General features: G+C 71.0%; 22 protein-coding genes. 12 read left to right on the plus strand and 10 right to left on the minus strand.

The window, feature by feature from the left end:
- The first annotated feature begins 7 nt into the window (after nucleotides 1-7).
- Entirely contained in the window at nucleotides 8-1315 is a 1308-nt protein-coding gene (locus tag PKE78_RS15430; protein WP_271201792.1) for a hypothetical protein, read from the plus strand.
- Nucleotides 1316-1328: 13 nt separating this feature from the next.
- Here the strand turns inward: PKE78_RS15430 and PKE78_RS15435 are convergent, their stop codons facing one another.
- Together PKE78_RS15435 and PKE78_RS15440 are read right to left on the minus strand one after the other, a co-directional pair.
- Complete coding sequence (locus PKE78_RS15435) at nucleotides 1329-2048, minus strand: ATP12 family chaperone protein (RefSeq protein ID WP_271201793.1); 720 nt, start codon at nucleotides 2046-2048, stop codon at nucleotides 1329-1331.
- Nucleotides 2045-2716, minus strand: coding sequence for an HAD-IA family hydrolase (locus tag PKE78_RS15440; protein ID WP_271202001.1), 672 nt, complete (start codon nucleotides 2714-2716; stop codon nucleotides 2045-2047). Before PKE78_RS15440 ends, PKE78_RS15435 begins: the two co-directional genes overlap by 4 nt.
- A gap of 132 nt (nucleotides 2717-2848) precedes the next feature.
- Between PKE78_RS15440 and PKE78_RS15445 the strand changes: the two genes are divergently transcribed.
- The gene (locus PKE78_RS15445; protein WP_271201794.1) at nucleotides 2849-4051 is read left to right on the plus strand and encodes a DUF3616 domain-containing protein; all 1203 of its coding nucleotides are present in this window, start codon (nucleotides 2849-2851) and stop codon (nucleotides 4049-4051) included.
- A 16-nt stretch (nucleotides 4052-4067) separates the two neighbouring features.
- On the opposite strand, the gene PKE78_RS15450 is transcribed toward PKE78_RS15445, so the two are convergent.
- From PKE78_RS15450 to folE, 3 genes are all read right to left on the minus strand, one after another.
- Entirely contained in the window at nucleotides 4068-5036 is a 969-nt protein-coding gene (locus PKE78_RS15450) for a patatin-like phospholipase family protein (protein ID WP_271201795.1), read from the minus strand.
- 125 nt (nucleotides 5037-5161) lie between these two features.
- Entirely contained in the window at nucleotides 5162-5611 is a 450-nt protein-coding gene (gene hisI, locus PKE78_RS15455) for a phosphoribosyl-AMP cyclohydrolase (protein ID WP_271201796.1), read from the minus strand.
- A gap of 156 nt (nucleotides 5612-5767) precedes the next feature.
- Nucleotides 5768-6418, minus strand: a complete 651-nt coding sequence (gene folE, locus PKE78_RS15460; RefSeq protein WP_271201797.1) for a GTP cyclohydrolase I FolE — start codon at nucleotides 6416-6418, stop codon at nucleotides 5768-5770.
- 193 nt (nucleotides 6419-6611) lie between these two features.
- On the opposite strand from folE, the gene PKE78_RS15465 reads away from it, so the two are divergent.
- From PKE78_RS15465 to PKE78_RS15495, 7 genes are all read left to right on the plus strand, one after another.
- The gene (locus PKE78_RS15465; protein ID WP_271202002.1) at nucleotides 6612-7049 is read left to right on the plus strand and encodes an iron-sulfur cluster assembly scaffold protein; all 438 of its coding nucleotides are present in this window, start codon (nucleotides 6612-6614) and stop codon (nucleotides 7047-7049) included.
- A 34-nt stretch (nucleotides 7050-7083) separates the two neighbouring features.
- Entirely contained in the window at nucleotides 7084-7506 is a 423-nt protein-coding gene (gene yidD, locus PKE78_RS15470) for a membrane protein insertion efficiency factor YidD (protein WP_309299113.1), read from the plus strand.
- A gap of 236 nt (nucleotides 7507-7742) precedes the next feature.
- Nucleotides 7743-9746: a threonine--tRNA ligase gene (gene thrS / locus PKE78_RS15475; RefSeq protein WP_271201798.1), complete on the plus strand. Its 2004-nt coding sequence runs from the start codon at nucleotides 7743-7745 to the stop codon at nucleotides 9744-9746.
- Between the two features lie 78 nt (nucleotides 9747-9824).
- Nucleotides 9825-10880: an ELM1/GtrOC1 family putative glycosyltransferase gene (locus tag PKE78_RS15480; protein ID WP_271201799.1), complete on the plus strand. Its 1056-nt coding sequence runs from the start codon at nucleotides 9825-9827 to the stop codon at nucleotides 10878-10880.
- A gap of 61 nt (nucleotides 10881-10941) precedes the next feature.
- Nucleotides 10942-11985 carry a D-alanine--D-alanine ligase family protein gene (locus PKE78_RS15485; protein ID WP_271201800.1) on the plus strand — a complete coding sequence of 348 codons (1044 nt, stop codon included), beginning with the start codon at nucleotides 10942-10944 and terminating at the stop codon, nucleotides 11983-11985.
- Nucleotides 11982-12806, plus strand: coding sequence for an NTP transferase domain-containing protein (locus PKE78_RS15490; protein ID WP_271201801.1), 825 nt, complete (start codon nucleotides 11982-11984; stop codon nucleotides 12804-12806). Before PKE78_RS15485 ends, PKE78_RS15490 begins: the two co-directional genes overlap by 4 nt.
- 5 nt (nucleotides 12807-12811) lie before the next feature.
- The gene (locus tag PKE78_RS15495; RefSeq protein ID WP_271201802.1) at nucleotides 12812-13957 is read left to right on the plus strand and encodes a sugar-transfer associated ATP-grasp domain-containing protein; all 1146 of its coding nucleotides are present in this window, start codon (nucleotides 12812-12814) and stop codon (nucleotides 13955-13957) included.
- 12 nt (nucleotides 13958-13969) lie between these two features.
- Here PKE78_RS15495 and PKE78_RS15500 read toward each other — a convergent pair whose 3' ends face one another.
- Nucleotides 13970-14401 carry a CBS domain-containing protein gene (locus PKE78_RS15500; protein ID WP_271201803.1) on the minus strand — a complete coding sequence of 144 codons (432 nt, stop codon included), beginning with the start codon at nucleotides 14399-14401 and terminating at the stop codon, nucleotides 13970-13972.
- Between the two features lie 86 nt (nucleotides 14402-14487).
- Nucleotides 14488-15300 carry a rhomboid family intramembrane serine protease gene (locus PKE78_RS15505; protein ID WP_271201804.1) on the minus strand — a complete coding sequence of 271 codons (813 nt, stop codon included), beginning with the start codon at nucleotides 15298-15300 and terminating at the stop codon, nucleotides 14488-14490.
- Nucleotides 15301-15509: 209 nt separating this feature from the next.
- Between PKE78_RS15505 and PKE78_RS15510 the strand changes: the two genes are divergently transcribed.
- The 3 genes from PKE78_RS15510 to PKE78_RS15520 all read left to right on the plus strand — a co-directional run bounded on the left by PKE78_RS15510 (nucleotide 15510) and on the right by PKE78_RS15520 (nucleotide 17808).
- The gene (locus PKE78_RS15510; protein WP_271201805.1) at nucleotides 15510-16112 is read left to right on the plus strand and encodes a PAS domain-containing protein; all 603 of its coding nucleotides are present in this window, start codon (nucleotides 15510-15512) and stop codon (nucleotides 16110-16112) included.
- 119 nt (nucleotides 16113-16231) lie between these two features.
- Nucleotides 16232-16828: a PilZ domain-containing protein gene (locus PKE78_RS15515; RefSeq protein WP_271201806.1), complete on the plus strand. Its 597-nt coding sequence runs from the start codon at nucleotides 16232-16234 to the stop codon at nucleotides 16826-16828.
- Nucleotides 16829-17238: 410 nt separating this feature from the next.
- The gene (locus tag PKE78_RS15520; protein WP_271201807.1) at nucleotides 17239-17808 is read left to right on the plus strand and encodes a transglutaminase-like cysteine peptidase; all 570 of its coding nucleotides are present in this window, start codon (nucleotides 17239-17241) and stop codon (nucleotides 17806-17808) included.
- Between the two features lie 129 nt (nucleotides 17809-17937).
- On the opposite strand, the gene nusB is transcribed toward PKE78_RS15520, so the two are convergent.
- The 3 genes from nusB to PKE78_RS15535 are packed head-to-tail and all read right to left on the minus strand — an operon-like array spanning nucleotide 17938 to nucleotide 19539.
- On the minus strand, nucleotides 17938-18399 hold the full coding sequence (gene nusB, locus PKE78_RS15525; protein WP_271201808.1) for a transcription antitermination factor NusB: 462 nt from the start codon (nucleotides 18397-18399) through the stop codon (nucleotides 17938-17940).
- A 3-nt stretch (nucleotides 18400-18402) separates the two neighbouring features.
- Nucleotides 18403-18888, minus strand: coding sequence for a 6,7-dimethyl-8-ribityllumazine synthase (ribH, locus tag PKE78_RS15530; protein WP_271201809.1), 486 nt, complete (start codon nucleotides 18886-18888; stop codon nucleotides 18403-18405).
- A gap of 36 nt (nucleotides 18889-18924) precedes the next feature.
- On the minus strand, nucleotides 18925-19539 hold the full coding sequence (locus tag PKE78_RS15535) for a riboflavin synthase (RefSeq protein WP_271201810.1): 615 nt from the start codon (nucleotides 19537-19539) through the stop codon (nucleotides 18925-18927).
- Between the last annotated feature and the right edge of the window lie 24 nt (nucleotides 19540-19563).

The following is a 19563-nucleotide window of genomic DNA, read 5'->3' on the forward strand; positions in this document are numbered from 1 at the left end:
GGGACGCATGGTCGAGCGCATCGAGATCTTTTCCGGCAGGGACGTCGCGGTCGTCGGAGCGTTGCACGACGGCGCCCGCGAGGTGGTGATCACCTTCACGCCGCATGCGGACGGCCCGCGCCAGCCGGGCTACGCCGACAAGCTGCTCGACAAGCACGGCGTCTCGGCGATCCATTTCATCCATCGCGACACGCATTGGTGGCAGACCCCGGAGATGGCTTCAGCCGTAGCCGCGGTCGACGCGCTCGATCTCCGGAGCCACTTCACCAGCGTCGTAACCTACGGCTCCAGCATGGGCGGCCATGGCGCCCTGCTGTTCGCCAAGGCTCTCAAGGCCGACCGCACGCTCGCGATCTCGCCGCAGTTCGCGGTCGGCGGGCGCAACGCCGGCTGGAAGAAGCAGTGGAAGGTGAGCCCCGAGCTCTATCGCTACGAGGACGTCCGCTCCGAGACCGCGCGCACGACGATCCTGTTCGATCCGCGCTACCCCTTCGACCGCGCGCATGCGGAGGCCTTCATGGCCGTCGCACCGGTCGAGACGGTGCACGTGCCGTTCGCCGCGCACGACGTCTCGGCCGCCCTCGCCGAGATCGGGCTGCTGTCGGGCTTCGTGCTGGATTTCGTCGCGGGCCGCGAGGATCTCGACGCCTTGCGCCGCGCCATCAAGGCGCGGCGGCGGGACAGCCTGGTCTGCCTCAACGGCCTGCTGCATCGACTGGAGCGGCGATCCCAGAACGGCCGGATGCTCGCGGGCGTGCGGGAGCAGACCGTCCGCCTGTTCCTCAGCTACCTCGAGGACGGGCGGAAGATGCATCTCAAGCGGGTGATGCAGACGGTGGTCGCGCCGCATCTCGAACACCTCGCCGCCCAGGGCGACCGCGCCGGCGGCGTCGCGATCGCGGAGCGGCTCTGCGACATCTACCCGAAGTCCCTCGAGATCGCCGCGCTCCTGTCGGACCAGCTCGCGGCCGACGGCCGTATGGGCGACGCCTATCAGACCTTGTTCCGCTGCTTCCGGCGCAACAAGAGCAGCGGCCCGTGCGCCCTCGCCGCCTGCGGCGCCGCGCTTCAGGCGGGGCTGGAGCCCGAGGCCCAGCGCCTGCTCGCGAAGGCGCTGGAGCTGCCGCGCCAGGACGCCAACAGTTGGCTGCGCTTCCTGCGGGTTTGGCACGACCGCGTGCCGCATGAGCTCGCGGTGCGCGGCTACAAGATCGCCGCGGCGCTCGAACCGGAGCACAAGAACCTCAAGCGCGTGGGCAGACTGATCAAGGCGTCGCCCGGCAGGCCCTGGCGGCTGTTCGGCTTCGGGAGGTAAGCGTCACGGGGGTCTAGGCTCCGCGCGCGACGAGCTCCGCCATCAGCGCGGCGGCGCGCATCTCCAGCCATCGCGCGTCCCGGCGGGCCTGCGCCTCGTCATCCTGCCCCCAGAGCTCGACGTTCCAGTCCTCGTCCACATGGGCGGCGGACCACGCCTCCTCGACCGTATGCGCGCCGCGCAGCACCCCGAGCGCGAGCAGCGCCGAGCCGGTCAGCGTCGTCATCGTGTGCAGCGCCGCCAGCGTGAAGACGTCGTCATGGCGTCGGACCGCGCGCCGGACCGCCTCGATCGTCTCGTCGTTCTGGTCGACGAACATCACGCCTTCGGCCAGCACGAACCGCGCGCCAAGCTCGTCGCGGGCGAAGGCGAGAATTGGGTCCCAGCTCAGCCGCTGCCGCTCGACCAGACGCTCGGGGCCGTCGGCGCGGTAGCAGACGAGGTCGCTGCCGGCATATTTCACGACGTCCTCCGCGACCTCGCTCCGCGCCCGGGCGACGCCGTCGATCGCGGCGTTGGCGAGACGCGTCAGCGGCATGGTCGCGGGATCGATGACCGCGACCTGCGCGGCCCATTCGGCGGCGACGGCGTCGGCGAGCGCGGAGGTCGGCAGCGCAAGCGGCGCGCGGGCCGGCGTCACAACCGCCTTGCCGTCGAGGGCGACCACGAAGCCGTCCTCGCGCTCCAGCACGCCGGCGACGTCGTAGAACCTTTTGGGAAGCGGGGCGCTCACGCTGTGGCCTCGGTCTGCGGCGGCGACAGCGCCGGAATAAGCTCGTCGAAGCGGGACAGCACCGTCTGCGCGCCGGCCGCCGCCAGCCGCTCCGGAGGGTGGTAGCCCCAGGCGACGCCGATGGCCCGCGCGCCGGCCGCCCGGGCCATCTGCATGTCGAAGGTCGTGTCCCCGATCATGACGGTCTCCTCGGGCGTGACGCCCGCTTCCGCGCAGGCCAGCAGAAGCATGCCGGGATGCGGCTTCGACGGCGCGTCGTCGGCCGACTGGGTGGTCGCGAAGACGCCGTGAAAGCCGAAGGTGTCGATGAAGCGCTCCACGCCGCGTCGCGAATTGCCAGTGGCGAGGCCGAGCAGCACGTCGCCCCGGGCCGCGAGCGCCGCGATCGCCTCGCGCGCCCCGGGATAGAGCGGATCGGCCCTGGGCGCCGCCGTCCGGGCGCGATTGAACGCCGCCTTGTAGGCGTCGCCGATGGCGGCGACGGGATGATCGACGCCGGAGGCGCTCAGCACGGCGACCGCCTCGGGCACGGACAGGCCGACGATGCCCAGAATCGCCTCCCGCGACGGCGCGGCGAGGCCGGCGCCGACATAGGCCTCCGTCATCGCGGCCACGATCGCATGCTGGCTGTCGACCAGCGTGCCGTCGACGTCGAACACCACCAGCATCCGGTCCTCCTGCCAGGTCGCGGCTGGAATACCTTCCACCGCCCGCGCCGCACAAGCCCGAAGCGGGCATGGCGGACCGACGGCCTCGCGCTATTGTGAGGGCGATCCGCCTCTCGAAAGAAGCATGCCGCGATGACAAAGACCGCCGCTCCGCCGCCACAGACGGCCGCCGCCCCCGATCCGCTGACCGGGCGGCCGGCCGCGGCCTTCGCCGAACTCGTCACGCGCCTGCCGCTGGCGTTTCGGGACATGGACCCGGAGGCGGAGAAACCGCTCCACGAGGACATCTCGGCTATCATCGCCACCGGCGACGGCGAGAGCCTGTGGATCGGCTGCGACGAGGGCGCGAGCCTCGAACGCCTGACCGCCGTGCGCGACGCCGCCGGCGCGATCACCGGCTACGACGGACACCGCCGTTTCGATCTGCACGACTATTTCGACTTCCCCAACGGCCGGACCGAAGAGGCCGACATCGAAGGGCTGTCGATTTCGGACGGCTACCTCTGGATCGTCGGGTCGCACAGCCTGAAGAGGAAGAAGCCCAAGCGCTCCGACACGCCCGAAGAGGCGCTCGAGCGGCTGACGGAGGTGAAGCGCGAGGCGAACCGCTTCCTGCTCGGCCGCATCCCCCTGGTCGCGGACGACCGTCCGGGCGTCCTCAAGCTCGCCGTCAAGGCGCCGAACATCGAGGGCGGCAAGCGCAAGCGACGCGCCGGATCGCTCGCCATCGGCGCGAAAAGCAGCCCGCTGTCGCGACGGCTCGCTCGCGACGTCCATCTCGGCCCCTTCATGTCGACGCCGTCGAAGGACAACGGCTTCGACGTCGAGGGCCTCGCCGTGACGGGGAACCGGGCGTTCCTCGGCCTGCGCGGACCCGTGCTGCGGGGCTGGGCCACGATCGTGGAGATCGCGTTCAAGGCGACCCGGAAGGGCCGGCTCAAGCTGCAGCCCGTCGGCGAGAACGGGGAGCGGTTCGCGAAGCACTTTCTTGATCTCGATGGACTCGGGATCCGCTCGCTGATGATCGACGGCGAGGACTTCGTCATCCTCGCCGGCCCGACTATGGACCTCGACGGCCCGGTCCGTCTCTACCGCTGGCGCGGGGCGCTCGGCGCGCATGCGTCCACGGTCACGCCCCACGACGAGATCGAGCGCATTTGCGATCTGCCGTTCGGCGACGGCTCCGATCACGCGGAAGGCGCGACTTCGGCGTCGCTGACGCCCGGCGGGCCGCGCAGGCTGATCGTCGCCTATGACAGCCCGGCGGAGCCCCGCGTGCTGCCGGGCCGCAGGGGCGCGCTCGCGGACGTGTTCGACTGGCCGGGCGGATCGTGACGCGGTCCTAAGCCGTTCAGGCCAGCGCGTTCATGCAGTCGCGAATGCTGTCGATGGCGCGGTCGGCGGCTTGGGCGCCAAGCTTGATCGCGTCGGCTGCGCGGTGGAACTCGAACAGCCCGAATCGCCCAAGCCGGGGACCGATCATGACGTCGGGCGGGTCGCCGGCGAGACGGGAACGGGAAATCCGGTCCTGGGCGATGTTGAACGCCTCGACCATGACGGCCGGAATGCCGGGCGCGCCGGGCTGCGGCGCCTGGATCGCGAGCGGCGGCCGTTCGTCCGTCGGCCGCCGGCGGCGGAAGCGCATCCGCCGCCGGACGCGGGTGACGGTTTCGACCGCCGCCTCGTCCTCCTCGGTCGGCGCGTGCGCCTGGATGACGGTGCCGCGCCCCGACATCTCGGATTGCAGATTGACGGCGACGACCAGACGGCCGCCGAGCGCGCGCGCGGCCGACACCGGCACCGGATTGACCAGCGCGCCGTCCATCAGCCAGCGCCCACCGATGCGGACCGGCTCGAGAATGCCCGGAAGCGCGTAGGAGGCACGCAGCGCGGTCGACAGCCGCCCGCGGCCGAGCCAGACCTCGTGCCCGGTGCCGAACTCCGTCGCGATCGCGACGAACCGGAGGCCGAGGTCCTCGATCGCGGCGTCGGCGAGATGCGTCTCAAGCTGGGCGCGCAGCCGCCCGCCGCTGATCAGCCCGGCGCCTGCGATGCGAAGGTCCAGCATGCCGAACATGCGCCTGGGCGTCAGCGACAGCGCCCACGCCTCGAGCTCGTCCAGCTTCCCGGCCGCCCAGCAGCCGCCGACGACGGCGCCGATCGAGGTGCCCGCGATGACGTCGGGCGCGAGGCCGGCCTTCTCGAGCGAGCGCAGCACGCCGATATGGGCCCAGCCGCGCGCCGCGCCGCCGCCGAGCGCGAGCGCGAGCGTCGGCCGCTGCGGCGCCGTCGGCTCCGGCGCGTCGGCGTCGGCGGTCACGGCGAAACTGGCGGGGCGGCGAAACGGATTTGGCGGAAACACGCGGCCTCGACGGTTCAGCTGGCGCTTGCGAAGCGCCACGCATCGCGGCTTAAGCGGCTTGTGCGACAGCTTCGCGTCGGCGCTCAGGCGCCGTAGGTGACGCGCGGATCAAAAAGCCGGTCGCCGTCGACCATGGCGAGGGACGCCCCGCCGTCGGCCGGCTCGACCCGGCGGTAGAAGCAGGACCTGCGCCCGGTGTGGCAGGCGGCGCCGGTTCCCGCGACGCGCACGCGGAGCCAGAGCGCGTCCTGGTCGCAGTCCACCCGCATCTCCTCCACCGTCATCTCGTGGCCGGAGGTCTCGCCCTTGCGCCAGAGCGCCTTTCGCGAGCGCGACCAGAAATGCGCGACGCCGGTGTCGATCGTGGCCTTGAGAGCGTCGGCGTTCATGTAGGCGAACATCAGCACCCCGCCGCCGGCGGCGTCGGTGACGATGGCGGCGATCAGCCCGTCGCGGTCGAACTTGGGCGCGAAGGCGAGGCCCTCCTCGACGTCGTGATCGTGGGTGTGCGAGGGCGAGGCTGGGCTGGTCATCTCGGCTCCGTGGAAGCCGCCGAACAGGTCGGCGCGCCGCTCAGGCCGGCGAGCGCGCGGCGACGCCGTGACTGTAGGGAAACGCCGCGCTTCAGGTCGACGTCGTGGACGCCCGCGACGACGCGGACGTGACAGCGTAGGGCGGCGTCGACGCGCTCAGCGCGGCGACGCGAGCCCGCCGCGCACGAGGGTGATGAAGCGCACCTGCTCGGCCGGATCGTCGCGGAACACGCCAGTGAACTGGCTGGTCACGGTCGAGACGCCCTGCTTCTGGATGCCGCGCATGGACATGCACATGTGCTCACCCTCCACCATCACGGCCACGCCGCGCGGCTTCAGGTTCTCGTCGATCGCCTCGGTGATCTGCGCCGTCAGCGCCTCCTGCGTCTGCAGGCGCTTCGCGAAGGCGTCGACCACGCGGGCGATCTTCGACAGGCCGACCACGCCGTTGGACGGGTAGTAGGCGACATGCGCCTTGCCGACAAAGGGCACCATGTGGTGCTCGCAATGCGAGAAATACGGGATGTCGCGGAGCACGACCATATCGTCGTAACCCTGCACTTCCTCGAACACGCGCTCGAGGCTGTCGGCGGCGTCCACGCGGTAGCCGGCGTACAGCTCCTCATAGGCCTTCACCACCCGCTTCGGGGTGTCGACGAGGCCCTCGCGCGTCGGGTCGTCGCCCGCCCAGGCGATCAGGGTCCGCACCGCGGCCTCCGCCTCTTCGCGCGACGGCTTGCGCGGCGAGGAGGGCTTGGGGGCGGGGATGGGAACGCGGGCAAAGGGATGCTGAACGACGGCGTCCATGAGCTTCCTCTAGGCGGGCCTTTTGCTTGCGCCTTACGCACGAAACCGCAACGCGGACCACCGACCGTGACCGCGCGCCAGCCTTCGGAATACCACATGGCGAGCGCTTCCGCCGCAGCTTATATAGTCGCGGAAACCGGGCGAACAATCCGAGACTTGCGCCGCCCCAGCCCTTAGCATGAAGAGCGCTGAAATGCTCGACGACATCTACAACCGCCGCATTCTCGAGCTGGCCGCGGACATTCCGCGGCTCGGCCGGCTGGAGACGCCGGACGCCACCGCCACCGCGCATTCGAAACTGTGCGGATCGACGGTAACGATCGACATCGCCTTCGACGGCGAGAAGATCACCGACTTCGCCCATGAGGTCCGCGCCTGCGCGCTCGGGCAGGCGTCGTCCTCGGTGATGGCGCGCACGGTCGTCGGGCGCACGGCGGACGAGGTGCGCGCCGTTCGCGAGACGATGCGTCGCATGCTGAAGGAGAACGGCCCGGCGCCGGACGGCGTCTGGGACGACCTCAAGGTTCTCGAACCCGTGCGCGACTACAAGGCCAGGCATGCGTCCACGCTGCTGACCTTCGACGCCGTCGTCGACGCCCTCGACCAGATCGAGGCGAAGCGGGCGGCGTGAGGCCTTCTTGTCCCGGACTTGATCCGGGACCCAGATGCGCGAGTGGATCACGATGAGCGCCGAACGCGCCGAGCGGCCATCGGGAGCCAAGACGGCTCTGGGTCCCGGATCAAGTCCGGGACAAGAGCGCGTTCCGCCCCTCTCCTTCCGCGCGCCGCTCACCTCGCTGCTGCGGCTGCCGATCCTCGGCTACCGCTATTCCCTGTCGATGTTCATGGGCCGGCGCTGCCGTTTCCTGCCGACCTGCTCGGAATTCGCGGACGAGGCCATCGCGCGGCACGGGGCCTGGGCCGGCGGGTGGATGGCGGCGGGGCGCATCTGCCGCTGCCACCCGTGGGGGCGCGACGGCTTCGAGCCCGTGCCGCGCGCGTTGCCTTCGGACGCCGCGTGGTCTAGGCCGTGGCGCTACGCGCGCAGGCTGGAAACGCCGACCTGCGAGGCCGTATCCGACCGCTGACGGCGGCTGGAGTTCTGGCGCCGAAGTCGGGAGCCACCCTCACCGTCATGCCCGCGTCTTCGCGGGCATCCACGACTTGGTCGTCGCGCGGGCGTCCGAGGAAGACGTGGATACCCGGCTTCGCCGGGCATGACGGTGAGGATGGCCGGACGCGAAGCGGCTGTTCTCCACCGCCACGGCGACATTTCCAGAAGCGCTTACCTGCATTCGTAGGCAGAACTGAGCGGAGACCACAGATGCCCATCGTCACCTTCCCCGACGGCGCCCAGAAATCCTACGACGCCGGGACCACCGGCGCCGACATCGCCGGCCAGATCTCCAAGTCGCTGCTGAAGCGCACCGTCGCCATGGCGCTCGACGGCGTGGTGGTCGATCTCGCCGACCCGATCGAGCGCGACGTCCGCATCGAGTTCCTCGACCGCAACGACGCCCGCGCGCTGGAGCTGATCCGCCACGACTGCGCCCATGTGCTCGCCGAGGCGGTGCAGACGCTGTGGCCGGAGACGCAGGTCACGATCGGCCCGGTGATCGAGAACGGCTTCTATTATGACTTCGCGCGGCCCGAGCCCTTCTCGACCGACGACCTCGCCGCCATCGAGGCCGAGATGCGCAAGATCATCGCGCGCGACCGGCCGTTCACGAAGGAGTTCTGGAGCCGCGACAAGGCGAAGGAGTTCTTCCGCGCCAAGGGCGAGCTGTTCAAGGTCGAGCTGGTCGACGCCATCCCCGAGGACCAGAGCCTCAAGATGTACGCGCAGGGCGAGTGGATCGACCTCTGCCGCGGGCCGCACATGACCTCGACCGGCAAGGTCGGCGACGCCTTCAAGCTGATGAAGGTGGCGGGCGCCTACTGGCGCGGCGACTCGAACAACCCGATGCTCCAGCGCATCTACGGCACCGCCTTCCCGGACAGGGCCGGGCTCGACCTCTACCTGCACCAGCTCGCGGAGGCGGAGCGCCGCGACCACCGCCGGCTCGGCCGGGAGATGGACCTGTTCCACTTCCAGGAGGAAGGCCCCGGCGCCGTGTTCTGGCACCCGAAGGGCTGGACCCTGTTCCAGACGCTGATCAGCTACTCCCGCCGCCAGACCGCCGGCTCCGGCTTCGTCGAGGTCAACACGCCCCAGATCCTCGACCATTCGCTGTGGCAGACCTCCGGCCACTGGGACTGGTACCGCGAGAACATGTTCGTCACCGAGACCGAAGACGAGCGGGTGTTCGCGATCAAGCCGATGAACTGCCCCGGCCATGTGCAGATCTTCAAGCACGGCCTCAGGAGCTACCGCGAACTCCCGATCCGCATGGGCGAATTCGGCATCGTCCACCGCTACGAGCCGTCCGGCGCGCTGCACGGCATGATGCGCGTGCGCGCCTTCACGCAGGACGACGCGCACATCTTCTGCACCGACGAGCAGTTCATGGCCGAGACGCTCGCTCTCAACGAGCTGATCCTCGGCATGTATTCGGACTTCGGCTTCGACCAGATCGTGCTGAAGCTCTCGACCCGGCCGGAGAAGCGCGTCGGCTCCGACGCGCTGTGGGACCGCGCCGAGCAGGTCATGGGCGACGCGCTCGACGCCATCAAGGCGCAGTACGGCAACCGGGTGACGACCGAGGTCAATCCGGGCGAAGGCGCGTTCTACGGGCCGAAGTTCGAATATGTCCTGCGCGACGCGATCGGCCGCGACTGGCAGTGCGGCACCATCCAGGTCGACTTCAACCTGCCGGAACGCTTCGGCGCGTTCTACATCGGCGCGGACGGCGAGAAGCACCACCCGGTGATGATCCACCGCGCGATCTTCGGCTCGCTCGAGCGCTTCACCGGCATCCTGATCGAGCATTTCGCCGGCCATTTCCCGCTGTGGCTCGCGCCGGTGCAGGTTGTGGTCGCGACCATCACCTCGGAGGCCGACGCTTACGCCGCCGACGTGGCGGAGACGCTGCGGCGGGCGGGCCTGAGGGTCGAGCTCGACGTGCGCAACGAGAAGATCAACTACAAGGTGCGCGAGCACTCGCTGACCAAGACGCCGGTGCTGGTCGTGGTCGGCAAGAAGGAGGCCGAGACGCGCGCCGTCTCGATCCGTCGCCTCGGCTCGCAGAACCAGACGCCGATGTCGCTCGACGCCGCCGTGCTGGCGCTGACCGACGAGGCGACGCCGCCGGACCTGAAGCGCGGCGCGGCCGAAACGCCGAAGGACGGCCGCCTGCCGGACAAGGCGAACGAACTGCTCGACCTCTGAGACCCTCGGGCTCCGCGGCCCCGCCGCGGAGCCCGACACGGGCGCGTCGCACGCAGGCGCTAGGCTGGCCGCCCAGCCATGCTCACGCCGCCTCCCGCACCGCCGCGCCTCTGGGCGCTGATCCCCAAACACCGCGGCGACGCGCGCATGGTCGAGGCCGTGGCCGAGGCGAGCGGCCTCGCCGTCGCGCGCAAGCCGCTTGCGTTCAATCCGCTCGGCTGGCTGCTCAACCTGCGGCCGGGCGGCTCGCTGTTCACGCTGCGGCGGAACGCGCGCAAAAGCCTCGCGCCGCCCTGGCCCGACGTGGTGGTGAGCGCCGGCAAGCGCTCCGCGCCCGTCGCGCTGTGGATCCGCGCGCGGTCCGGCGGCCGGACGCGTCTGGTCCATCTCGGCCGACCCTCGGCGCCGCTCCGCTGGTTCGACCTCGTCGTGACCACCCCGCAATACGACCTGCCGGCGCGTCCGAACGTGCTTCTCCAGCGGTTTCCGCCCACGCAGGCCGCGGCTCGCCGCGATGCCGTCCGGCCGGACCTCGCCGCCCTGCCCCGTCCGCGCCTGATGGCGATCGTCGGCGGCGACGCCGACCCGCAGCGGCTCGACGCCGACGCGGCGCGGCGCTTCGCGCAAGCCGCGCTCGCGTCCGCCTGCGAGAGCGGCGGCGCGCTGCTGATCGCGACCTCGCCAAGAACGCCGCCTGACGCGGTCGCGGCCCTGAAGGCGGCGGCGGCGGACGCCGACGTCCCCGTCCGGCTCTCGGTCTATGGCGAAGGCGCCGACGACTACCGCGCCTTTCTCAACGCGGCGGACGCCTTTCTCGTCACCGACGACAGCGCCTCGATGATCACGGAAGCCGCGCTCAGCGGCGCGCCGGTCGAGCTGCTCGCCCTGCCGCGCCGTCCGGGCCTGAAAGTCCGCGCCTTCCACGCGCTCCGCCGGATCGCGGGGCGGCGCGTGGCCGAGTGGGCCGTCGGCCGCGGTCTCGTCCGCGCGAATCGCGACATCGATCTGTTCATCGCCGCGCTGCGGGCCGACAAGCTCCTCGACGGCGGACCGCGCGCCGCGGCCGTCGCCGCCGCCGAACTCGATGAGATCGCTGGCCTTATCCGCGCGCTCGCGGGCGCCGGCCGCCGCTGACGTCACAGGATCGTCGGCGGGTCGTCGCGGCCGCGTCATCGACCGCCGGTAGCGTCACGCCATGCTCACGATGTCGAATCCCGACCCGCGCTGCGCCCGGATCCCGTCTTCGGACAAGGCGCGCCTGCGCGTCATGCTCCTCGCCAAGCACGCCTGCGGCGACGGCTCGCCCGACGCCGTGGACGGCAATCACGCGACCTACCACCACGAGCTCCGCAGCACGATCGAGAGCCTCGGCGTCGAGGTGGTCCCGGCCAACGCCTTCGAGGCGATCGAACGCCGGCCGGAGGTCGATTTCGTGTTCCCGCTGCTGAACCGCGCAGGGTTCCAGAACAGCGAAATGCTGGCGCCGCTCCTGCTCGCCCGCCGCGGCGTGCCGTTCCTCGGCGCGAGCCCGATCCTGCGCGGGCTCGCCGACGACAAGCATCTCTGCAAGGTGATCGCGCGCCGCCACGGCGTGCCGACCGCCGACTGGGTCTCCTGCCGCCGGGGTCGCCCGATCGCGGAGCCGGCATTCCGGGCCGAGCAGCTGATCGTGAAGCCGAACGCCTCCTCCGCCTCGTGGGGCGTCGTCACCGTCGCGACCTGGGCCGAGGCCCGCGCCCATGTTGAGGAGCTGCACGCGCTCGGCCATGACGCGCTGGTGGAGGAATGGCTGCCGCTGCTCGACGTGGCGGTGCCGGCCGTCGGCGGCGCGCTGCCCGAACCCTGGCTGCTGCCGCCGATGGCGCATGCGCCGGAATCAGCCGGCGCGCTGCGCTCCTACGAGGAGAAGCGGGCGCTCGTCGCCGACGTGCGGCCGGACCCGCTGACCATGGTCGACGACCCCGAGCTGACCGGCCGTCTCAACAACTACTCCGCCGCACTCTGCGAAGAACTCTGGCCGTTCGACTACGGCCGGTTCGAGTTCCGCTACGACCCCGCCAGCGGCGCGGCGTCGTTCATGGAAGTGAACCTGTCCTGCAATCTCTGGTCCCGGAAGAGCATCTCGCGCTCCGCCGCTTCGCTCGGCGTCACCCACGCCATGCTGGTGGAGTCGATCATCGCCCACAGCCTGCGCCGGCAGGGCGTCATCGCGTCGGTCGGCCTGGAGCTCGCGGCGTGAGCGGGGCTCTCACCGCGCTGGTGCTCGCCGGCGAGCGCGACGGACGGCTCGATCCCCTCGCCGCCGACGCCGGCGTGCGGCTGAAGGCGCTCGCCCCCGTCGCGGGGCGTCCGATGATCGCGCATGTCCTCGACGCGCTCGCGGCCAGCCATCGCGTCGGCGAGATCCGCGTCTGCGTCAACGACGGCGCCGGTCTCGGCGAACTGCCGGAGGTCCGTCGGCTTGCGGCGGCCGGCCGCCTCAGGCTCGCGCCGGCGCGGCCGAACCTGGTCGACAGCGTCCTCGCAGCGGTCGAAGGCGCCGCCTTCCCCGTGCTGATCGTGACCGCCGACAGCGTGTTGCTGACACCGGACGCGATCGCCGAATTCGACATCGCGGCGCGCCGGCGCGGCGCCGAGGTCGCGGTCGCCCTCGCCCGCCGCGAGAGCGTGCTCGGCGTCCATCCCGACGGCCAGCGCAAATTCTACCGCTGCTCGGACGGCGCGTTCTCGAACTGCAACATGTACTGGATCGGCGAGCCGACGGCGCTCGCGGCGGCCGAGCTGTTCCGCTCCGGCGGGCAGTTCGTGAAGCACCCCATGCGCGTCGTCGGCGCGCTCGGCCTGCGCGGCGTGCTGGAGCTGGTCCGTTTCCGCTTCGGGCTCAGCGCGCTCGAAGCCTCGTTCCGGCGCCTGTCCGGACGCTTCGGCCTGCGGATCCTGCCGATCGTGATCAGCGACGGCGCTGCGGCGATCGACGTGGACCACGCCCGCAGCCTGCGGGTCGCCGAGGAGGTGCTGGCGTTCCGCGCGGGCCAGCGGCCGGCTCTCGCAGCCGAGTAGCCGCGGTGCTGACGCTGCGCGCTTTGCCGCCGCGCCGTCTGTTCGCGCGGGGCCGCCCGTCCGCGACCGACCTGTCCGCGCTCTACTTCGACTCGCTCTGGCGGCACTGGAGCCCCGGACACCGCGCGATCGGCCTCGGACTGAGCGCCGCCGCGACCGCGCGCCTTCTGGGCGCGCCCCGGTCGGATTGGTGGCGGGGCTGGGACGCGGCCGAGCAGGCGCTTCTGGCCGGCGCGCGCGACGCCGACGCCCACCTCGCCATGGCCGCCCGCAAGGGCCTGCACCGGCTGATCAACCCAGGCGCCTATCCGCTCTCCGCCAACCCTCTTAAGAACAAGCGGCTGTTCGCCGAGCGCTGCCGGGCGGCCGGCCTGCCCGCCCCCGAAACCTTCCTCGGCGACGACGGCGCGCTCGGGTCCTGGATCGCGTCGCAGACGGCCGTGATCGTCAAGCCGAACTACGCCTCGAAAGGCGTCGGCGTGGTCGCGTACCAACGCGCCGGCGACGGCTGGCGCTCCGGCGGGCGCGCCCTGTCCCACGGCGAGGCGCTCGCGGCCTTGGCGGCCGCCTGGCGCGCCGGGGCCGTGGCGCAGGCCGCCTGCGCGCCCCACCCGCGCCTTGCGCACCTGTCGCCGGGGGCGTTGCCGACTCTGCGCGTCATGACCGCGGTGAACGAGTGCGGCGCCGTCGAGGCCTGCGACCGGGTCTTGCGGCTGTCCGCGGGCGGGCCCCGCCCGGTCGACAACTTCAACGCCGGCAACATCGTCGCCTCGGTCACGGCGGACGGCCGGATCGGACGCGGCTTCCGCCGGGCGGGCGCCGAGGTGGTCGAGTTGGCGCGGCACCCGGCGAGCGGCGAAGCGCTCGCGGGTCAGCCGATTCCCGACCTCGACGCGGCCGTCGCGCTGGCGATCCGCGCCCACGAGGCGTTTCGGGACGGCTTCGTGGTGGTCGGCTGGGACGTGGGCCTGGCCGACGGCGGGCCGACGCTGATCGAGGGCAACTGGAACCCCGGCGCCGACATCCTGCAGCTCGTCTCCGGGCGCGGCCTCGGCGACAGCCGGCTGGGCGAACTCTACGCGTGGCGTCTCCGCCGGCTGCCGGCGGAGACGTGGGCCCGGGCCGCGCCGATCGAACGGGACCGGCGCTGACGCCGGCCGCGGTCAGGCGGTCGCGATGTAGTCGCGCATCGCCGAGGCCTCGGCCTCGGCCATCGCCATGCGGTGCTTCACGAGGTCGCCGATCGAGATCATGCCGACGAGCCGGCGCCCGTCCACGATCGGCACGTGGCGGAACTTGCCCTCGGTCATGCGGTCCATGATCTCGTCGACGGTCTCGTCGGCGCTCGCCGTCACGACGGCGCGGGTCATGTGCTCGGAGACGGCGTCGGCCAGCACGTCCGCGCCCCTCTGGGCGAGCGTGCGCACGACGTCGCGCTCCGAGATGATGCCGGCGATGTAGCCGTCGGCGTCGGCGATGATCACCGCGCCGACGCGCTTTTCAGCCAGCAGCTTGACGATGTCGCCCATGGTCCGGCGCGGCGAGGCCGTGACCACATCGGAGCCTTTCAGGGCGAGAATGCGCGCCAAGGTCATCGAAGTCTCCCATAGATTCGCTTGCTCGAGGCTTGCGGCCTAGAACGCGGGCGGCCGGCGGGAGGGCGCGGTCTGCTTGGCGAGCCTTAAGGCCGTCCCGGGGCCCCGTCACCGTCATCATGCGGGCCCTCGGGCGGCAGGCGCAAGCCCGCATCGCCCTGAGAAACGCGGTCGAAGCGAGCGACTTTAGGATCAATCAAAGGGAAGAGCAGCAGCCCGGCGACGAAACCGCCGATATGCGCCTCCCAGGCGACGGACGCGCCCTCGCCCACCAGCGTCATCGCGCCGAGCCCGAAAATGATGTTCGAGCCGAACCAGACGGCGAGGAACACGATCGCCTGCGGCAGCCGCAGCGTCTGCCGCAGCGAGGCCGCCGGGGCGAAGAACGCCTCGCGCCCGTGCGGGCGGAACACGCCGAGCGGGCCGGTCGCCGCGAACACGAAGCGCAGCGCCGCCGCCATGTGGCCCGAGATCGCGGCCGAGGCGCCGATCACCGGGATCGGATCGCCGAAATGGACCGCGAGATGCGTCGCCGCGCCGGCGATCGCGCAAATCGCCGAGAAGAGCAGAAAGCGGACCGCGCCGAAGCGCCAGGCGACCGCGCTGCCGAAGGCCAGCATCCACACCGAGTTGACGATGAGATGCATGTAGTCGCCGTGCAGGAAGGCGTAGCTCAGGAAGGTCCAGACGCCGGCCGCGTCGCCGCCGGCCGCCGCGAACTCCGCGGCGTAGGGCGATGCCGCGTCGTAGCGCGCCGGGATGAACGCCGCGTGGAGGAGAAGCCACAGGTCCTGCTCGTCGCTGAGCGCGAGCCGGACCAGATGGATCGCCACGAACAGCGCGATCGGCGCCGACACCGACAGCGGGATGTTGAAGATCGGTTCCCGCTGCCGTTCCACGCCGCCTCGCCGCACGTCGGCGCGCCTACGGGGCGCTCCGGAGGCGGTACTGCTCGCCGGAACCGGGGCCGATTGCAAGCGCTCCGTTCCGGGGCCGGCCGCGATTCGTGGCATGCGACGTGCTGCACCCTCCTCGAGTCCGACGATCCCACCCGCTTTGCGTGCCAGGGCGGGAATGGGGGCGCCACAATGATACGAGGTGAGCCGATATGAAGGCTGCGTCCACGCGCGAACTGTTCGCCTACTGGAACCGGCTGCGCAGCGGCCGGTCGGCTCCGGAGCGGGCCGACGTCGATCCAGGCGCCATTCGCACGGTGCTCGGCGACACCTTCATTCTCGCGGTCGATCCGGCCGGCGGCTTTCCGTTCCGCCTCGCCGGCTCGCGCATCTGCGCCGTCGCCGGCGCCGAGATGAAGGGCGTCCCCTTCGCCAGCCTCTGGGCCGAGCCCGACCGCACCACGATCGTCGACACGCTCGCCTCCGTCACCGACGACGCCGCGGTCGCCGTGCTCGGCGCGGTGGGCTTCACCGAGCTCGCCCGCCGGGTCGATCTCGAGCTCGCGCTTCTGCCGCTGCGGCATCGCGGCCGCACGCATGCGCGCGTGCTCGGCGCGCTGTCCCCGGTCGAGACCCCGTACTGGATCGGCGCGTGCCCCGTGACCCGGCTCGAGCTGAGTTCGCTCCGGATGATCTGGCCGACCGGCCGCCGCCGCGGCTTCGCCGAAACGCCTCCGGAAGCCCCGCCGCCGCACATGATTCTGGGGGCCGCCCGCCGCATCGGGCGCTTCCTCGTCTTCGACGGCGGGCGATGACGTCCGCGGCTCCAAAAGGCGCCAGAGTCACCGGGCGTTAACCGCGTCGATTTAGGGTTCTCATGCAGGGAGCGCCCCGGGGGGCCGGCGGCGCTGCGCTTTACGCGGAAAGCGGCCGAATGTTTGCCTTGAAGACGTCGCTTGCAGACGAGCAACGCCGCCACCAGCGGGTGAAGGTCTCCTTGCTGGGACGATACATGCTGTCGTCGCGGCGCGAGTATCCGTGCCAGACCCTCGACATGTCGCCCGGCGGCGTGGCGCTGATCGCGCCGGTGCCGGCGCAGCCCGGCGAGCGCGTGGTGGCCTATCTCGATCATGTCGGGCGGGTCGAAGGCGTGATGGTGCGCCCGGTCGCCAACGGCTTCGCCATGACGGTCCGCGCCACCATCCGCAAGCGCGAGAAGCTGGCCGCGCAGCTGACCTGGCTCGCCAACCGCCAGATCCTCGGGCTGCCGGAAGACCGGCGCCACGAGCGCCTGATCCCGCGCAACCCGCGCTCCACGCTGACGACCGACGACGGCGTCCCGCACGACTGCCGCCTGATCGACGTGTCGCTGTCCGGCGCGGCGGTGATGATCGCGCTGCAGCCGCCGGTCGGCTCGCCGGTGATGGTGGGGCGGACGGCCGGACGGGTCGTGCGCCACCTCGAGAACGGCGTCGCCGTCGAGTTCAACCGCACGCAGAGCATCGAGACGCTGAACGAACAGTTCGGCTGATCCAGCCCTATCCGCTTCATCTCCGCTGCAAGGCCGCCTTCGGGCGGCCTTTTTCGTTTCCGCAGCGGCGTCCGCCGTCCGGGGCCTCTTTCGCCATGGTTGACGTCGCGTAAATCGACCCCCTGAAAAGGCCGGTGCCGTTAACTTTTGGCGAACCAAGTCTTCCCCTGCCCCTCTTGGCCATAGCTCGCTTGGTAAACAAATCAGTCCACGAATGTGTAAAGCATTCCTCACCTATTTATTTCTGAAATACAAATGTCGTTGCTAAAACTCGCGATCTGCACTTAGACCGACATCAAATCGAATGTGAGAGGTTGTTTCTCGGGACAGGACGGGAGACGACGATGTCGAATTTCTTCAAGAAGGGCGCGATTTATATTCTGTTTGGACTTGTCACCAGCGGATTCACTATGGACGTCGCTGGAGCCCAGAGCGTCAAGCTGGCGTCGGCGAGTTCGATGGAGGTGATCAGCAGCGCGAAGGCCCCCATGGGTTGGCTGCAGTTCTGCAAGGCCCAGCCTGAGGAATGCGCAACCAAGCCGATGAAGCCCGTCAAGGCGAAGCTGAGCGCCGCGCGCATCGCCGAGCTCGACCGCGTCAACCGCCGCATCAACGCCGAGATCGCGCCGGTCACCGACCAGGAGCTCTACGGCGTCGAGGAGCTCTGGACCTACCCGTCCGAGGCCAAGGGCGATTGCGAGGACTACGTCCTGCTGAAGCGCCGCACGCTGATCGAGGCGGGCTGGCCGCGCCAGGCGCTGCTGATCACCGTCGTCCGCGACCTCAAGGGCGACGGCCACGCCGTGCTGACGGTCGTGACCGACCGCGGCGACTATGCGCTCGACAACCAAGCCGACGACGTCAAGCCGTGGTTCGAGACCGGCTACACCTTCGTGAAGCGTCAGTCCCAGTCCGACCCGAACCAGTGGGTCCTGCTCGGCGACGGCGTGAACCCGATCGGCGTCGCCGCCGCGCCGTAAGCGCCGCGACCTACGAGAACCGCGCGTTCGGTCCTTGTCCCCACCCGTCCCCGACCGGACGCGCGTCAGAGGCCGGCTCCCCCACGGAGCCGGCCTCGTCCTTTTCTGAGGCGATGTCGAACGGGCCGTTCAGCCCTTGGCGAAGTCGTCGGAGCGCACCCTGCGGGCGATCGCGTCGAGCACGGCGTTGACCATTCCAGCCTCGTCGCGCTCGAAGAAGGCGTGGGCGATGTCGACGTATTCGGTGATGACGACCTTCGCGGGCACGTCGCGCCGCTTGCCGAGCTCGAACGCCCCGGCGCGCAGGATGGCGCGCATGATCGCCTCCACGCGCTTGAGCGGCCATCCCTGCTGCAGGGTCTCGTCCACCAGCGGATCGAGCGCGCGCTGCTCCTTCAGCACGCCGCGCACGAGATCGCGGAAGAAGGCGGCCTCGGCGGGCTTGTACTCCTCGCCGTCGACCTCCTTGCCGATCCAGTGCGCCTCGAACTCGGCGAGCGTGTCCGGCAGCGGCGTGCCGGCGATGTCCATCTGGTAGAGCGCCTGCACCGCCGCGAGGCGAGCCGCCGAGCGCATTTCGCCCTTGGCCATGGCTCAGACGCACCCCGCGGCGCGTTTCAGGCGCAGGACCGCGAGCGCGGCCTCCGCCGCGTCGCCGCCCTTGTTCATCTCCGCGACGCGCGCGCGCGCCAGCGCCTGCGCCTCGTTCTCGACGGTGAGGACGCCGTTGCCGAGCGGCAGCCGCGACGCCACCGACAGGTCCATCAGCGCGCGCGCGCTCTGCTCGGTGACGATCTCGTAGTGGGTGGTCTCGCCGCGGATGACGCAGCCGAGCGCCACCACCGCGTCGTAGGGCTGGTGGCGGGCCGCCGCGGCGGTGGCGAGGATCGCGATCGTCGGCGGGATCTCCAGCGCGCCCGGCACGCTGACGACGTCATAGGTCGCGCCGGAAGCCGCGAGGCGCTGGGTCGCGCCCTTCAGCAGCTCGTCGGCGATCTCGTCGTAGAAGCGCGCCTCGACGACGAGCACGCGCGCGGGCGTCTGCTCGACGCCGCCGACACGGCGTTTCGGTTCGGCCATGGGTTACGTCAGCCTCGGATGTCCAGGAGGAGCAGGTCAGTAGCCGAGCGCGCGCGCCTCGGCAAGGCGCGCGGCGTAGCGGGCCATCATGTCGACTTCGAGGTTGACGCGATCGCCCGGCCGTTTCCCGGCCCAGGCGGTCTCCGCGAGCGTGTGCGGGATGAGATGGACCGAGAACACGACACCCTCGACCGTGTTCACGGTGAGCGAGACCCCGTCGAGGCAGATCGAGCCCTTGGTCGCGACGAACCGCGCGACGTCGGCCGGCGCCGCCAGGGTGAAGCGGATGGTGTCCGGGCCGTCCTCGCGCCCCACGATCTCGGCGACGCCGTCCACATGGCCCAGCACGAGATGACCGCCGAGCTCGTCGCCGATCCGGAGCGCGCGCTCCAGATTGACGCGCGCGCCTTCGGCCCAGCCGCCCACGGTGGTGAGGCGCAGCGTCTCCGGCCCGGCGTCGACGGAGAAGCGCGCGCCTTCGGCCGTCGGCTCGACCGCGGTCACGGTCAGGCAGACGCCGTCGCAGGCGATGGAGGCGCCGAGCGCGATCCCTGCGGCGTCGTAGCGCGACGCGACGGAGAAGCGGACGACCTCGCCCGCCTCCTCGCGGCCGACGATGCGGCCGACGTCGGTGATGATCCCGGTGAACATCGCGTCCTCGCTTTTCGGGTCTGC

Source organism: Methylopila turkensis (assembly GCF_027922325.1).
GTDB classification, from domain to species: domain Bacteria; phylum Pseudomonadota; class Alphaproteobacteria; order Rhizobiales; family Methylopilaceae; genus Methylopila; species Methylopila turkensis.

Bases quoted from the DNA above. Each gene is read 5' to 3' on its own strand.
- PKE78_RS15430 (WP_271201792.1), top strand. From the start codon at position 8: ATGGTCGAGCGCATCGAGATCTTTTCCGGCAGGGACGTCGCGGTCGTC.
- PKE78_RS15440 (WP_271202001.1), bottom strand. From the start codon at position 2,716: ATGCTGGTGGTGTTCGACGTCGACGGCACGCTGGTCGACAGCCAGCAT.
- PKE78_RS15445 (WP_271201794.1), top strand. From the start codon at position 2,849: ATGACAAAGACCGCCGCTCCGCCGCCACAGACGGCCGCCGCCCCCGAT.
- hisI (WP_271201796.1), bottom strand. From the start codon at position 5,611: ATGACCAGCCCAGCCTCGCCCTCGCACACCCACGATCACGACGTCGAG.
- folE (WP_271201797.1), bottom strand. From the start codon at position 6,418: ATGGACGCCGTCGTTCAGCATCCCTTTGCCCGCGTTCCCATCCCCGCC.
- PKE78_RS15465 (WP_271202002.1), top strand. From the start codon at position 6,612: ATGCTCGACGACATCTACAACCGCCGCATTCTCGAGCTGGCCGCGGAC.
- yidD (WP_309299113.1), top strand. From the start codon at position 7,084: ATGCGCGAGTGGATCACGATGAGCGCCGAACGCGCCGAGCGGCCATCG.
- thrS (WP_271201798.1), top strand. From the start codon at position 7,743: ATGCCCATCGTCACCTTCCCCGACGGCGCCCAGAAATCCTACGACGCC.
- PKE78_RS15480 (WP_271201799.1), top strand. From the start codon at position 9,825: ATGCTCACGCCGCCTCCCGCACCGCCGCGCCTCTGGGCGCTGATCCCC.
- PKE78_RS15485 (WP_271201800.1), top strand. From the start codon at position 10,942: ATGCTCACGATGTCGAATCCCGACCCGCGCTGCGCCCGGATCCCGTCT.
- PKE78_RS15500 (WP_271201803.1), bottom strand. From the start codon at position 14,401: ATGACCTTGGCGCGCATTCTCGCCCTGAAAGGCTCCGATGTGGTCACG.
- PKE78_RS15510 (WP_271201805.1), top strand. From the start codon at position 15,510: ATGAAGGCTGCGTCCACGCGCGAACTGTTCGCCTACTGGAACCGGCTG.
- PKE78_RS15515 (WP_271201806.1), top strand. From the start codon at position 16,232: ATGTTTGCCTTGAAGACGTCGCTTGCAGACGAGCAACGCCGCCACCAG.
- PKE78_RS15520 (WP_271201807.1), top strand. From the start codon at position 17,239: ATGGACGTCGCTGGAGCCCAGAGCGTCAAGCTGGCGTCGGCGAGTTCG.
- nusB (WP_271201808.1), bottom strand. From the start codon at position 18,399: ATGGCCAAGGGCGAAATGCGCTCGGCGGCTCGCCTCGCGGCGGTGCAG.
- ribH (WP_271201809.1), bottom strand. From the start codon at position 18,888: ATGGCCGAACCGAAACGCCGTGTCGGCGGCGTCGAGCAGACGCCCGCG.
- PKE78_RS15535 (WP_271201810.1), bottom strand. From the start codon at position 19,539: ATGTTCACCGGGATCATCACCGACGTCGGCCGCATCGTCGGCCGCGAG.